Origin of the sequence: Pseudomonas sp. PLMAX (assembly GCF_046042685.1) — a bacterium.
Classification (GTDB): domain Bacteria; phylum Pseudomonadota; class Gammaproteobacteria; order Pseudomonadales; family Pseudomonadaceae; genus Aquipseudomonas; species Aquipseudomonas putida_AE.
On sequence record NZ_CP064949.1, the window covers coordinates 56705 to 71119 of the forward strand.

Here is a 14415-nt window from a genome sequence, read left to right on the forward strand (position 1 = left end):
GCCGGTCCCCTGTAGGAGCTGGTTTGCCAGCGAAGGCGTACTCACTGACGCCAAAAGCTTCGCTGGCAAGCCAGCTCCTACGGGGCCGCGGTGATTAGCTATCCAGCGCCTTGTACTTCTCGCGCAGGTGGTTACGGATGTACACCGCCGACAGGTTCAACGTGGCGATCACCAGCACCAGCAGCAGCGCCGTGGCATACACCAGCGGCCGCGCGGCTTCGACGTTCGGGCTCTGGAAGCCGACGTCATAGATGTGGAAGCCCAGGTGCATGATCTTCTGGTCCAGGTGCAGGTACGGGTAGTTGCCATCCACCGGCAGCGACGGCGCCAGTTTCACCACACCCACCAGCATCAGCGGCGCCACTTCACCGGCGGCGCGGGCCACGGCGAGGATCATGCCGGTCATCATGGCCGGGCTGGCCATTGGCAGCACGATCTTCCACAAGGTTTCCGCCTTGGTCGCGCCGAGGGCCAACGAGCCTTCGCGCACGGTGCGAGGAATCCGCGCCAGGCCTTCTTCGGTGGCCACGATCACCACAGGCACCGCCAGCAGCGCCAGGGTCAACGAAGCCCACATCAAGCCCGGTGTACCGAAGGTCGGCGCCGGCAAGGCTTCAGGGAAGAACAACCGGTCGAGCGAGCCACCCAGCACATAGACGAAGAAGCCCAGGCCGAACACGCCGTAGACGATCGCCGGAACACCCGCCAGGTTGTTCACCGCGATGCGGATCACCCGGGTCAGCGTGTTCTGCTTGGCGTATTCGCGCAGGTACACCGCCGCCAGCACGCCGAACGGGGTCACGATCATCGCCATGATCAGGGTCATCATCACGGTGCCGAAGATCGCCGGGAAAATCCCGCCTTCGGTGTTGGCTTCACGGGGGTCGTCGCTCAGGAATTCCCAGACCTTGCTGAAGTAGAAACCGATCTTGGTGAAGGTGCCCATGGCGTTCGGCTGGTAGGCGTGAACCACTTTACCCAGGCCGATTTCGATTTCCTTGCCGTTGGCATCGCGGGCGGTGAGGCTGTCGCGGTTGAACTGCGCGTGCAGGTCACCCAGGCGTGCTTCGATGTCCTGATAACGGGCATTGAGTTCGGCGCGATCGGATTCCATGTCCGCTTGCGCGGCCGCGTCGAGCTTGCCGTCCAGCTCCAGTTTGCGACCGTGCAAGCGGATCCGCTCGAGACCGGCGTTGATCGCGCCGATATCGCTTTTTTCCAGGGTCTTGAGTTGCGCGGCCAGTTGATTCACGCGGTTGATCCGCGCCTGCAGCTCAGGCCATGCAGCCTCGCCCTCGGCAATGACCTTGCCGTCCTGCTTGACGTTGACCAGGTAGCCGTAGAAATTGCCCCACTCGCGACGCTCGATCGCCATCAGCTCTGGCGGTGTCTTCTGGTTGGTCAGCCACTCGCCGACGATCCACGTGAAGTCGTTGCCGTTCAGGTCACGGTTGCCGACCTTGATCAGCTCGCGGGTCATGAACTCCGGGCCATCCTCAGGCACCGGCAGGCCGGCGCTCTTCAGACGTGCACGCGGCACTTCTTCCTTCTGCACCACTTCGCCGACGACCAGGTGATTGGCCTGGCCCGGCACGTCGTAGCTGGCGTGGATCAGGTCCGCCGGCCAGAAGTGACCCAGGCCGCGCACGGCAATCACCGCCAGCAGGCCAATGGTCATGATGACCGCGATGGACACCGCGCCACCGCTGATCCAGACGCCCGGGGCGCCGCTCTTGAACCATCCTTTCAGGGAGTTCTGTTTCACAGACTTCTACCTTTCTTAAAGCGACGAGTATTTCTTGCGCAGACGCTGACGAATCAGTTCTGCGAGGGTGTTCATGACGAAGGTGAACAGCAACAGCACCAACGCCGAGAGGAACAGCACGCGGTAGTGGCTGCCGCCGACTTCCGACTCCGGCATTTCCACCGCGACGTTGGCGGCGAGGGTACGCAGGCCTTCGAACAGGTTCATTTCCATGACCGGGGTGTTACCGGTGGCCATCAACACGATCATGGTTTCACCGACCGCACGGCCCATGCCGATCATCAGTGCCGAGAAGATGCCCGGGCTGGCGGTGAGAATCACTACGCGGGTCATGGTCTGCCACGGCGTTGCACCAAGGGCCAGGGAGCCCAGGGTCAGGCCACGGGGCACGCTGAACACGGCGTCTTCGGCGATGGAGTAGATGTTCGGGATGACCGCGAAGCCCATGGCCAGGCCGACCACCAGTGCGTTGCGCTGGTCGTAGGTAATACCCAGGTCGTGGGAGATCCACATGCGCATGTCGCCGCCGAAGAACCAGTTCTCCATGAACGGGCTCATGTACAGCGACAACCAGCCCACGAACAGGATCACCGGAATCAGCAGCGCACTTTCCCAGCCATCCGGGACTTTCAGGCGGATCGACTCAGGCAGGCGGCTGAAGGTAAATCCGGCCACCAGGATGCCGATCGGTAGCAACATCAGCAGGCTGAAGATGCCCGGCAAGTGCCCTTCTACATATGGCGCGAGGAACAGGCCGGCGAAGAAACCGAGGATCACCGTCGGCATCGCTTCCATCAGCTCGATCACCGGCTTGACCTTGCGGCGCATGCCCGGGGCCATGAAGTACGCGGTGTAGATCGCAGCGGCGACGGCCAGTGGCGCGGCCAGCAGCATGGCGTAGAACGCGGCTTTGAGGGTACCGAAGGTCAGTGGCGACAGGCTCAGTTTCGGTTCGAAGTCGGTGTTGGCGGCGGTCGATTGCCAGACGTATTTAGGCTCGTCGTAGTTTTCGTACCAGACCTTGCTCCACAACGCGCTCCACGACACTTCCGGGTGCGGGTTGTCGAGCAGCAACGGTTGCAGCTTGCCGCCGGCTTCGACGATCACGCGGTTGGCCCGTGGCGACAGACCGAAAACGCCCTGGCCCTCGACCACCTGGTCGACCAGCAAGGTACGGTGCGCGGTGCTGTGGAACACGCCGAGCTTGCCGGCGGCATCGAGGGCAACGAAGCCCTTGCGGCGCTCTTCAGCGGTGATTTCAACGATAGGCGTGGTGCCCATCTGGAAGGTACGGATCTGCTTCAGGCGCTGCTCGCCATCCGGGTCGCGGGCCATGAACCACTGGGCCAGGCCACCCTTGGAATCGCCGAGGATCAGCGAGATGCCACCCACCAGTTGGGTACTGGCGGTGATTTGCGCTTCGCCGTCTTCCAGCAGTTTGTAGCGACCGTTGAGGCTCTTGTCGCGCAGGCTGAACACATCGGCCTGGGCGCGACCGTTGATCACGTACAACCATTGCTGGCGCGGGTCGACGAAGATGTTCTTCACCGGCTCGGTCATCTGCGGCAGGTCGATGCGCTTCTGCTCGCTGGTGATCTCGCCGGTCATCATGTTTTCTTCGCTGGTCAGCGACAGAACATTGAGTTGCGAACCGGTGGAACCGACCAGCATCAGGGTCGAATCGTTGGCGTTGAGGCTGACGTGCTCCAGGGCACCGCCGGCTTCATTCAGCGCGATTGGCGTTTCGCCGTAAGGATACTCGATGGCCGGCGTAATGGTTTTCTTGCCGTCCGGGTAGCTGACTTTGTAGGTGTGACGGAATACCAGTGCCTGGCCGTTGGAGAAACCCACCGCCACCAGCGGTTGACCTGGCTGGTCGTCACCAATCGACGTCACAGTGGCACCCACCGGGACCGGCAGATCGACGCGTTTGAGTTCAGCGCCATTGTCGATATCGAAAAACAGTGCCTGGCCCTTGTCGGAAACCCGCATGGCGACCTGGTTCTGCTCTTCCAGGGAGATCATCAACGGCTTGCCGGCGTCTTGCATCCACGCCGGCGTGATGGCGTCGCTGGAAGTCAGGCTGGCACCCTGGAACCGGGGCGCAACGACGTAGGCGAGGAAGAAAAAGATCAGGGTGATCGCACCGAGAACGGCAAGGCCGCCCACGAGGACGTACCAGCGAGTCAGGCGATCCTTGAGCGCGCGGATGCGGCGCTTGCGTTGCAGCTCAGGCGTATTGAAATCAATTCGCTTGGGGGGATTTGTAGTCATTGTGGAATTGGCCAGATCATTCATTCGCACACCCTAGCGATCCTGTATGACAGAAAGATGACAGTGCAGTGACGCAACAAATCCGCCGCCTGGTGAAACCGGCAGCGGAGCGAGAATTTGGGGGGTGTAGGAGCCGGCTTGCTGGCGAAAAATGGTACATCCGACACATTTTCTGCGGATGGATGACCATCGCCAGCAAGCCGGCTCCTACAGAGTCCGAGGTTACCTCGGGCTCAGGGTTTTACTTTTTTGCGACTTCTGCGCCGCCTTCCTGCAGACCCAGGTCAGCCAGTGCTTTTGCTGCAACCTTGGCTGGCAGCGGGATGTAGCCGTCTTTCACCACGACTTCCTGGCCCTGCTTGGACAGAACCAGCTTCACGAACTCGGCTTCCAGCGGGGCCAGAGGCTTGTTCGGGGCCTTGTTGACGTAGACGTACAGGAAGCGCGACAGCGGGTACTTGCCGTTCAGGGCGTTTTCTTCGGTGTCTTCGATGAACTCGCCGCCTTCTTTCTTGGACAGGGCAACGGTTTTCACGCTGGCAGTCTTGTAGCCGATGCCCGAGTAGCCGACGCCGTTAAGTGAGCTGCTGATCGACTGCACAACCGAAGCCGAACCTGGCTGTTCGTTGACGTTTGGCTTGAAGTCGCCTTTGCACAGGGCTTCTTCCTTGAAGTAGCCGTAAGTACCGGATACCGAGTTACGACCGAACAGTTGAAGGGGCTTGTTGGCCAGGTCACCGGTCACGCCCAGGTCACCCCAGGTCTTGACGTCGGTCTTGGCGCCGCACAGGCGAGTCGAGGAGAAAATCGCGTCGACCTGAGCCATGGTCAGGCCCTTGATCGGGTTGTCCTTGTGCACGAATACAGCCAAGGCGTCCACGGCAACCGGGATAGCGGTTGGCTTGTAGCCATACTTGGTTTCGAAGGCTTGCAGCTCGTTGTCCTTCATCTTGCGGCTCATCGGGCCCAGGTTAGCGGTGCCTTCGGTCAGCGCAGGTGGTGCGGTAGACGAACCGGCGGCCTGAATCTGGATGTTGACGTTCGGGTATTCTTTTTTGTAGTTCTCGGCCCAGAGGGTCATGAGGTTGGCCAGGGTATCGGAACCGACGCTGGACAGGTTGCCCGACACACCAGTGGTCTTGGTGTAGCTCGGGATAGCAGGGTCAACAGCGGCAACCGCGTTGGCAGTCGCAACGCCAGCAGCGACAAAAGTCATTGCCGCCATCAAACGCTTCAGTTTCATGCCTTACTCCTAGCAGATAGGGTGTGTTATTCGGGGCCAAGTATCAGCAGGCCGTGTGAACACTCTATGGCTGAAATATGACAATTGGATGAAAGGCCAGTATTCCGATTTTTCAGATGGACCGTGTCATCGTTCTTCGCGAGCAAGCCCGCTCCCACATTCGACCGCATTCCTCTGAGAGAACCCGGTTAAATGTGGGAGCGGGCTTGCTCCGGGCGGCGTTCCGTCGGTCGGCTTAGCGACCCTTCTTCCACAGATAAGCACCCACCAGAATCCCGACTCCACACAGCACCGCCACATAATAGGCAGGCCCCATCGGGCTTTCCTTGAGCAACAGGCTGACGATCATCGGCGTCAAGCCACCGAAAATCGCATAGGCCACGTTGTAGGAGAACGACAGGCCGCTGAAACGCACCACCGGCGGGAACGCCTTGACCATCACGTACGGCACCGCACCGATGGTGCCCACCAGCAGACCAGTCAGGGCGTACAGCGGGAACAACCAGTCAGGATGGTCGGCCAGGCTGTGGTAGAAGGTCCAGGAACTGGCCAGCAGTGCCGTGCAACCGACCACGAACACGCGCCCCGCGCCAAAGCGATCCGCCAGGGCACCGGCAATGATGCAGCCAATGCTCAGGAACACGATGGCCACACTGTTGGATTGCAACGAAATGGTCGGCGAGAAGTGGTAGACCGTCTGCAGCACGGTCGGGGTCATCAGGATCAACACCACGATGGCGGCGGACAACAGCCAGGTCAGCAGCATCGAAATGGCAATCGCGCCACGATGGTCACGCAGCACCGCACGCAATGGCACTTCTTCGGCCAGGGCCTTGCGCTGTTGCAGCTCTGCAAACACCGGAGTTTCGTGCAGCCAGCGGCGCAGGTACACCGAGAACAGGCCAAACACGCCACCCAACAGGAACGGGATCCGCCAGGCGTAATCCGCCACTTCAACCGGGGTATAGACGCTGTTGATCGCCGTGGCGACCAGCGAACCCAGGAGGATGCCCGCCGTCAGGCCGCTGGTCAGGGTGCCGCAGGCATAACCGACATGCCGCTGCGGTACGTGTTCAGACACGAAAACCCAGGCACCCGGCACCTCACCGCCAATCGCCGCGCCCTGGATCACCCGCATCAGCAGCAACAGGATCGGGGCCCACATGCCGATCTGCGCATAAGTCGGCAGCAGGCCCATGATCAGGGTCGGCACCGCCATCATGAAGATGCTAAGGGTGAACATCTTCTTGCGCCCCAGCAGGTCGCCGAAGTGCGCCATCACGATGCCGCCCAGCGGTCGCGCCAGGTAACCGGCGGCGAAGATGCCGAAGGTCTGCATCAGGCGCAGCCACTCGGGCATGTCCGCCGGGAAGAACAGCTTGCCCACCACCGTGGCGAAGAACACGAAGATGATGAAATCGTAGAATTCCAGCGCGCCGCCCAAGGCCGACAGCGATAGCGTCTTGTAATCGTTGCGGGTCAGCGGACGTGCGGATTGGGAAGGCTGCGCGATACTCGAGGGCGCTGTGGTCATGGCAAGGGCTTCTCTTATAGTCAGGTCTGCCGCCCCAACAACGCTGGCAAGGGCTCGGGCAGGACCGGCACGATAGCAAATTGTTCGAAAAAGCACATAGAGGCGCGTATTTGATGGTCAAAATGAGAACCCGACGGTCGTATCGGAGTCTACCGACCGATATACTCGCAAGTGAGCGATAGCTAACAAGGGTTGCTGTGCGAAAACGCCTCAGGTTCACAGGCGATTTCGCAGAGTTTCCCTTTAGGCGCCTTACGAAAAACGTGACGAACGCAGTATGTTCGGGGATGAATCGTTTTTCCGAGACGGCTATTCACCCGCTATACCTACGAAGAGTCACGGGTCAGAGGCACCCCCGGCATGATAGAGCTCGAACAAGAAGATCCGATCCCGCAAGGCGACCTGGCCCTGCAAATCACCGCGCTTCCTCGCGAAACCAACGGCTTTGGCGATATTTTCGGCGGCTGGCTGGTGGCGCAGATGGATTTGGCCGGTACCGCGATGGCCAGCAAGGTGGCAGGCGGTCGCGTGGCCACTGTCGCGATCGACCGCATGGCCTTCCTGGTTCCGGTCGCCGTGGGCGCTCAGCTCTCCTTTTATACCCAGGCCCTGGAAATCGGCCGCAGCTCGATCCAGATGATGGTCGAGGTCTGGAGCGACGATCCACTGTCCAGCGAATGGCGCAAAGTCACTGAAGCGGTGTTCGTGTTTGTCGCCATCGATGGCAGCGGCCGTACCCGTTCTGTTCCGCCCCGGGCTCGTTAAACCCGGCTGCGTTAAACCCGCCAGGCGTTTTGCGGTCCATTGCAGTCATTGTTACTGATCGAGAGCTGTCCCATGAGCACGCCCAACGTTGAAGCCGTCAAACTGGATGAACTGAACTGCTGGCGCATCCGCCACGGTCAGGCCGAATTGCTGGTGGCCCAGCAAGGTGCGCACATCCTCAGCTATCAATTGGCTGGGCAACCGCCGCTGATCTGGCTCAACGACGAGGCCGTGTTCAAGGCCGGCAAAAGCATCCGCGCCGGCGTGCCGGTGTGCTGGCCGTGGTTCGGCAACCTGGCGCGCAACCCGCAGAGCGTCCAGGCGATGCGCGTCAGCAACGAACCCGCCACTGCCCATGGGCTGGTGCGGACGATGGACTGGGAGTTGGGCGGCATCGAGTCCGAGGGTGAAAGCCTGAAGATCGAATTCCTCTTGCCCTGCCCCGAAGACGGCTTGCCAGGCTGGCCGCACCAGGTCGACCTGAAGTTGAGCATTCGTCTGGATGAGCAGCTGCATATCAGCCTGACCAGCCACAACCAGGGCTCCGACACCGTAACGATCAGCCAGGCGCTGCACAGCTATTTCGCGGTCAGCGATGTGCGCGAAGTGCATGTCGAAGGGCTGGACGGCTTGAGCTATATCGAGACCCTGGACGACTGGAAAACCGTGACCCAGTCCGGTGACTTGCGCTTTACCGGCGAAACCGATCGCATCTACCTCGATACACCGAGCCGGCTGAGCATTGTCGACCCGGCCTGGGAGCGGCGAATCGAGCTGACCAGTACCGGCTCACGTTCAGCAGTAATCTGGAACCCGTGGACCGAACGCGCCGCGGCATTCAGCGACATGGCCGACGATGGCTGGCAGCGCATGCTGTGCATTGAAACGGCGAATGTCTTGGGGGATGTGGTGACTTTGGCACCGGGTGCCAGCCACACCTTGGGCGTAAGCATCGGTAGCAAATCTCTGTAACACTACAAAACCAATGTGGGAGCGGGCTTGCTCGCGAAGAGGGAGTGTCAGTTGACATAAATGTTGCCTGACACATCGCCTTCGCGAGCAAGCCCGCTCCCACATTTGGTTGTGCCATGCCAACCGGCGAGTTACAAATCCGCCTCCTGCACCACCCTCACCTTCGCCGCATCCAGCGCATAAGCCGCGTCCGCCAGGTCATTGCTGACCTTCTCGATCTTCAGCGTGCCGGTCACCCACAGCGGCGTGTAGATATCATCGAGCTTCAAGCCCTTGGGATAACGCACCAGCACCAGTTGATTGGGTGGCGGAGGTGGAACGTGGATGCAGGCGCCCGGGTAAGGCACCAGGAAAAACAAGGTGCTACGTCCCTTGGCGTCAGACTCCAGCGGTACCGGGTAACCACCGATACGGATGTCCTTGTCATTCATCGACGCTACGGTCCTGGTCGAATACATCACCGCGGGCAAACCCTTGCTCTGCTTCATGCCACCTTTTTCAGTGAAGGTGCCATTGGCTTCCGGGGAGTCGTGGTCGATTTCGGGCATGGCCTCGAGGGCTTTCTGGTCCGACTTGGGCATCAGTTCGAGCCAGTCGGTTTCCGGCAGCTCGCCGGCATGGGCAAGGCCCGTACTCAGTAAAACAAGAGTCAGCAGAAGACGGCGCATGAAAATGCTCGGTAGGGATAAGGAAATCGCCGGGCATTCTAGTCCTCCCGGGCTGCGCCGCCGAGAGGACTTTGTCGCTTGAATCAGTTCTTTTTGATCAGGCCGTAGATCACCAGCAAGATCACAGCGCCCACCAGCGCCCCGAGGAAGCCTGCACCTTCGCCCGCCTGGTAGAAACCCAGGGCCTGGCCGCCATAAGTAGCCGCCAGCGAACCGCCAATACCGAGCAGGATGGTCATGATCCAGCCCATGCTGTCATCGCCCGGTTTGAGGAACCGTGCCAGCAGGCCGACGATCAAGCCGATAAAGATGGTTCCGATAATTCCCATGGCATTTCCCTCTGATTTGGTTGGTTATGCGAAAGCCTAGTCAGACTTTGGCATCCTGCCATGAGAGAACGGCGGCCCCTGAATGGTTCCGCCGCTGCCACATGAAACTGTTTTACTCGGCGATGAGCGCTTCGACCTTGAGGATCTGCGCGGCGAGGGTTTCGCGATCTGCACAACGCAGGTTGGCGTGACCGACCTTGCGGCCGACCTTGAACGCCTTGCCGTAGTGGTGCAGATGGCAATCAGCAATGGCCAGGACTTTTTCAGTCTCCGGCACTTTACCGATGAAGTTGAGCATCGCGCTTTCGCCGACCTTGGCGGTCGAACCCAGCGGCAGGCCGGCGACCGCCCGCAGGTGGTTTTCGAACTGGCTGCACTCGGCGCCTTCAGTGGTCCAGTGCCCGGAGTTGTGCACGCGCGGGGCGATTTCGTTGGCTTTCAGGCCGCCGTCGACTTCAAAGAACTCGAACGCCATCACGCCCACATAATTCAGCTGCTTGAGCACTCGGCTGGAGTAATCCTCGGCCAAGGCCTGCAACGGGTGGTCGGTGCTGGCCACGGACAGCTTGAGGATGCCGCTGTCGTGGGTGTTGTGCACCAGCGGGTAGAACCTGGTTTCGCCATCGCGGGCACGCACGGCGATCAGCGAGACTTCGCCGGTGAAGGGTACGAAGCCTTCCAGCAGGCAGGCCACACTGCCCAGTTCGGCGAAGGTACCCACGACATCTTCCGGTGTGCGCAGGACCTTCTGGCCCTTGCCGTCGTAACCCAGGGTGCGGGTTTTCAGTACGGCGGGCAGGCCGATGGAGGCCACGGCGGCGTCGAGGTCAGCCTGAGACTGGATGTCGGCAAATGCCGGGGTCGGAATCCCCAGGTCCTTGAACATGCTCTTTTCGAACCAGCGATCACGGGCGATGCGCAGGGCTTCGGCGCTCGGGTAAACCGGCACGAACTGCGACAGGAACGCCACGGTTTCCGCCGGGACGCTCTCGAATTCGAAGGTCACCAGATCGACCTCATCAGCCAGCTGACGCAGGTGATCCTGATCGCCGTAATCGGCCCGCAGGTGTTCGCCCAACGCGGCGGCGCAAGCGTCCGGCGCCGGGTCGAGGAAAGCGAAGTTCATGCCCAGCGGAGTGCCCGCCAGCGCCAACATGCGACCCAACTGGCCGCCACCGATTACACCGATCTTCATCGTCAACAACCTCAGGCGATGCGTGGGTCTGGATTTTCCAGGACGCTGTCTGTCTGCTCAGCACGGAAGGTTTTCAGTACTTCGTGGAACTGCGGGTGCTTGGCGCCCAGGATACTCGCCGACAGCAGGGCTGCGTTGATCGCACCGGCCTTGCCGATGGCCAGGGTGGCGACCGGAATACCTGCTGGCATCTGCACGATCGAGAGCAGCGAATCGACGCCCGAGAGCATCGCCGACTGCACCGGCACGCCCAGCACCGGAAGGTGGGTCTTGGCCGCACACATGCCAGGCAAGTGGGCTGCGCCACCGGCACCGGCGATGATCACCTCGATGCCACGCGCCTCGGCTTCTTCAGCGTACTGGAAGAGCAGGTCCGGGGTGCGGTGGGCAGAGACCACTTTCACCTCGTAGGGGATGCCGAGCTTTTCCAGCATATCGGCGGTGTGGCTAAGGGTGGACCAATCGGACTTGGAGCCCATGATCACGCCAACCAATGCACTCATCGTCGTGCCTCTTCTCTCTGGGCGCCCGCAGGCGCATCAAAAAACAACAAGCCACGCAAAATGCGTGGCTTGATTGTACGAATTATGGCCGGTCGTAACCGGCCGAAGGCCGCGCAGTATACCTCAATACAGCAGATAAACAGCCCCTGTTGCGACCATCTGTCATACGGCGCAAAGTCCCGGTTTTATTGACTCCCAGGTCAATGGAATACAGCACAAATCTCCTGTGGGAGCGGGCTTGCTCGCGAAAGCGGTGGGTCAGTCAACATCAATGCTGCCTGACATACCGCATTCGCGAGCAAACCCGCTCCCACATTTGAGTTTCCGCGGTCTCAGGTACTTTGGGCAGCGCCACCTTCCAGCTTGCGCCACAACAACCGCACATTCGCCTTGCGCACCAACGCGCAGCGGTACAAACGGATCTCCAACGGCACATGCCATTGCGGGCCACCGCACACCACCAGTTCACCGCGCGCCAGCTCGGCGCGCACACTCAGTTGCGGCACCCAGGCAATCCCCAGCCCTTCCAGCGCCATGCTCTTGAGGCTATCGGCCATGGCGGTTTCATACACCGTGGTAAAGCGCAGCGCGCGTTGGCGCAGCAAGCCATTGACCGAACGCCCGAGAAACGCTCCCGCGCTGTAGGCCAGCAACGGCACGCTGGCCTCGCCCTCCAGATCGAACAGGGGCTTGCCCTGCTCATCTGCCGCGCACACCGGGAGCATTTCGGTATGCCCAAGGTGCAGGGAAGGAAAGATCTCAGGGTCCATCTGCATGGCGGCATCCGGATCGTAGAACGCCAGCATCAGGTCGCATCCACCTTCCCGCAGCGCGTGCACGGCGTCGCCGACGTTGGTCGCCACCAGCCGTGTAGCGATGTTCAACCCTTCATTGCGCAGTTGCGCGATCCAGCGCGGGAAAAAACCCAGTGCCAATGAGTGCGCCGCCGCGACCTGCATCACTTCGCCCTGGCCGCCTTCCAGATGATGCAGGTGTCGCAGCACTTCACCGAGCTGCTCGACCACGGTGCGCGCGGTGACCAGAAACAGCTGGCCCGCCGCCGTCAGCTCCACCGGCGTGCGCGAGCGGTTGACCAAGGTGAGCCCCAGCGCGGCTTCAAGGCTACGGATCCGGCGGCTAAAGGCCGGTTGAGTCACGAAACGGCGTTCCGCTGCCTGGGAGAAACTGCGGGTGGCGGCCAGGGCACTGAAGTCCTCCAGCCATTTACTTTCCAGATTCATCACGTCCTCCCGGAACGCACCAATTTAGGTCACACGCTCACCGCGAACACGGCGTCACATCGACATTATGCCGAATATGCATAGGCCAGTGTTTAATAGCATTGGCCCAAAATTCTCCACAAGCCTAGCATTTGCAGTGTTCCGGCACAGCCCGGGTCCATATTGAGATGATTTCTATCATGTCCTCCGCTGCATCATTCCGCACAGAAAAAGACCTGCTTGGCGTACTCGAAGTACCGGCTCAAGCATATTACGGCATCCAGACCCTGCGAGCGGTGAACAACTTCCGTCTCTCGGGCGTTCCGATTTCGCATTACCCGAAGCTGGTAGTCGGCCTGGCCATGGTCAAGCAAGCTGCCGCTGACGCCAACCGCGAGCTGGGTCACCTGAGCGAAGCCAAGCACGCTGCCATCAGCGAAGCCTGTGCCCGTCTGATCCGCGGCGATTTCCACGAAGAATTCGTGGTGGACATGATTCAAGGCGGCGCCGGTACTTCCACCAACATGAACGCCAACGAAGTGATTGCCAACATTGCTCTCGAAGCAATGGGTCACGAGAAAGGCGAGTACCAGTACCTGCACCCGAACAACGACGTGAACATGGCGCAGTCGACCAACGACGCCTACCCGACGGCAATTCGCCTGGGTCTGCTCTTGGGTCACGACGCGCTGCTGGCCAGCCTCGACAGCCTGATCCAGTCGTTCGCCGCCAAAGGTGAAGAATTCAGCCACGTCCTGAAGATGGGTCGTACCCAGCTGCAAGACGCCGTGCCGATGACCCTTGGCCAGGAATTCCGCGCCTTCGCCACCACCTTGGGCGAAGACCTGGCACGCCTGAAGACGCTGGCACCCGAACTGCTGACCGAAGTGAACCTGGGCGGCACCGCGATCGGCACCGGCATCAACGCCGACCCGCGTTACCAGCACCTGGCCGTTCAGCGCCTGGCCACCATCAGCGGTCACCCGCTGGTACCGGCGGCCGACCTGATCGAAGCCACCTCGGACATGGGCGCCTTCGTGCTGTTCTCCGGCATGCTCAAGCGTACCGCGGTCAAGCTGTCGAAGATCTGCAACGACCTGCGCCTGCTGTCCAGCGGCCCACGCACCGGCATCAACGAAATCAACCTGCCAGCGCGTCAGCCAGGCAGCTCGATCATGCCAGGCAAGGTCAACCCGGTTATCCCGGAAGCCGTGAACCAGGTGGCATTCCAGATCATCGGCAACGACCTGGCCCTGACCATCGCGGCCGAAGGCGGCCAGCTGCAATTGAACGTGATGGAGCCGCTGATCGCCTTCAAGATCTTCGACTCGATCCGCCTGCTGCAACGCGCCATGGACATGCTGCGCGAGCATTGCATCACCGGCATCACCGCCAACGAAGAACGCTGCCGTGAACTGGTCGAGCACTCGATCGGCCTGGTCACCGCGCTGAACCCGTACATCGGTTATGAAAACGCCACCCGCATCGCCCGTATCGCCCTCGAAAGCGGCCGCGGCGTGCTGGAACTGGTGCGTGAAGAAGGCCTGCTCGACGACGCCATGCTCGCCGACATCCTGCGCCCGGAAAACATGATTGCCCCGCGTCTGGTCCCGCTTAAAGCCTGACCATCGTTGTAATACCGCTCACCAGGTCGAGGGACTAGACACCTCTCACCTTTTGAGGGCTTGGAGATCATTCTCCAGGCCCTTTTTTTTACTCGGAACTTGTGGTGCTTTTGCTGGCCTTTTCGCTGGCAAGCCAGCGCCTACAAGGACAGGGTGAACACCAACCACCTGTAGGAGCTGGCTTGCCAGCGAAGAGGCCCTCAAGACCCTTCGAAATCCCCTTCGTTTCACCGCATGCACCACAACCGTGCAGACGGACGGCACTCTCATCGGTATAGTGCCGCCCCTCTTCGCGTAGGCGGTCGTCGGTAGCGAGACCACA

Annotated in this window: 12 protein-coding genes; 3 read left to right on the forward strand and 9 right to left on the reverse strand. The window is 60.9% G+C overall.

Features of this window, described 5'->3' with window-relative positions; translation table 11 throughout:
- Window positions 1–94 precede the first annotated feature (94 nt).
- The 4 genes from pstA to DKB71_RS00305 form a co-directional block, all read right to left on the reverse strand.
- Window positions 95–1765: a phosphate ABC transporter permease PstA gene (gene pstA, locus DKB71_RS00290; RefSeq protein WP_408599328.1), complete on the reverse strand. Its 1671-nt coding sequence runs from the start codon at window positions 1763–1765 to the stop codon at window positions 95–97.
- A gap of 15 nt (window positions 1766–1780) precedes the next feature.
- On the reverse strand, window positions 1781–3814 hold the full coding sequence (locus tag DKB71_RS00295; RefSeq protein ID WP_408601181.1) for an ABC transporter permease subunit: 2034 nt from the start codon (window positions 3812–3814) through the stop codon (window positions 1781–1783).
- Window positions 3815–4280: 466 nt separating this feature from the next.
- Window positions 4281–5282, reverse strand: a complete 1002-nt coding sequence (locus DKB71_RS00300) for a phosphate ABC transporter substrate-binding protein PstS (protein WP_274073741.1) — start codon at window positions 5280–5282, stop codon at window positions 4281–4283.
- A 235-nt stretch (window positions 5283–5517) separates the two neighbouring features.
- Window positions 5518–6816: an MFS transporter gene (locus DKB71_RS00305; RefSeq protein WP_274073742.1), complete on the reverse strand. Its 1299-nt coding sequence runs from the start codon at window positions 6814–6816 to the stop codon at window positions 5518–5520.
- Window positions 6817–7176: 360 nt separating this feature from the next.
- Here DKB71_RS00305 and DKB71_RS00310 point away from each other — a divergent pair, with 360 nt between their 5' ends.
- Both DKB71_RS00310 and DKB71_RS00315 read left to right on the forward strand, forming a co-directional pair.
- Window positions 7177–7581, forward strand: coding sequence for an acyl-CoA thioesterase (locus tag DKB71_RS00310; RefSeq protein WP_007896491.1), 405 nt, complete (start codon window positions 7177–7179; stop codon window positions 7579–7581).
- Between the two features lie 72 nt (window positions 7582–7653).
- A complete protein-coding gene (locus tag DKB71_RS00315; RefSeq protein WP_406591874.1) occupies window positions 7654–8553 on the forward strand; it encodes a D-hexose-6-phosphate mutarotase in 900 nt (299 codons plus the stop codon).
- A 131-nt stretch (window positions 8554–8684) separates the two neighbouring features.
- Here DKB71_RS00315 and DKB71_RS00320 read toward each other — a convergent pair whose 3' ends face one another.
- The 5 genes from DKB71_RS00320 to DKB71_RS00340 form a co-directional block, all read right to left on the reverse strand.
- On the reverse strand, window positions 8685–9221 hold the full coding sequence (locus tag DKB71_RS00320) for a DUF3299 domain-containing protein (protein WP_408599329.1): 537 nt from the start codon (window positions 9219–9221) through the stop codon (window positions 8685–8687).
- Window positions 9222–9304: 83 nt separating this feature from the next.
- A complete protein-coding gene (locus tag DKB71_RS00325; RefSeq protein WP_045057799.1) occupies window positions 9305–9550 on the reverse strand; it encodes a GlsB/YeaQ/YmgE family stress response membrane protein in 246 nt (81 codons plus the stop codon).
- Between the two features lie 112 nt (window positions 9551–9662).
- The gene (locus tag DKB71_RS00330; RefSeq protein ID WP_180202118.1) at window positions 9663–10745 is read right to left on the reverse strand and encodes a 5-(carboxyamino)imidazole ribonucleotide synthase; all 1083 of its coding nucleotides are present in this window, start codon (window positions 10743–10745) and stop codon (window positions 9663–9665) included.
- A gap of 11 nt (window positions 10746–10756) precedes the next feature.
- The gene (gene purE / locus DKB71_RS00335) at window positions 10757–11248 is read right to left on the reverse strand and encodes a 5-(carboxyamino)imidazole ribonucleotide mutase (RefSeq protein WP_034149342.1); all 492 of its coding nucleotides are present in this window, start codon (window positions 11246–11248) and stop codon (window positions 10757–10759) included.
- A 332-nt stretch (window positions 11249–11580) separates the two neighbouring features.
- Window positions 11581–12489 carry a LysR substrate-binding domain-containing protein gene (locus DKB71_RS00340; RefSeq protein WP_046818579.1) on the reverse strand — a complete coding sequence of 303 codons (909 nt, stop codon included), beginning with the start codon at window positions 12487–12489 and terminating at the stop codon, window positions 11581–11583.
- Between the two features lie 179 nt (window positions 12490–12668).
- On the opposite strand from DKB71_RS00340, the gene aspA reads away from it, so the two are divergent.
- Window positions 12669–14093, forward strand: a complete 1425-nt coding sequence (gene aspA, locus DKB71_RS00345) for an aspartate ammonia-lyase (RefSeq protein ID WP_274073745.1) — start codon at window positions 12669–12671, stop codon at window positions 14091–14093.
- Window positions 14094–14415 lie beyond the last annotated feature (322 nt).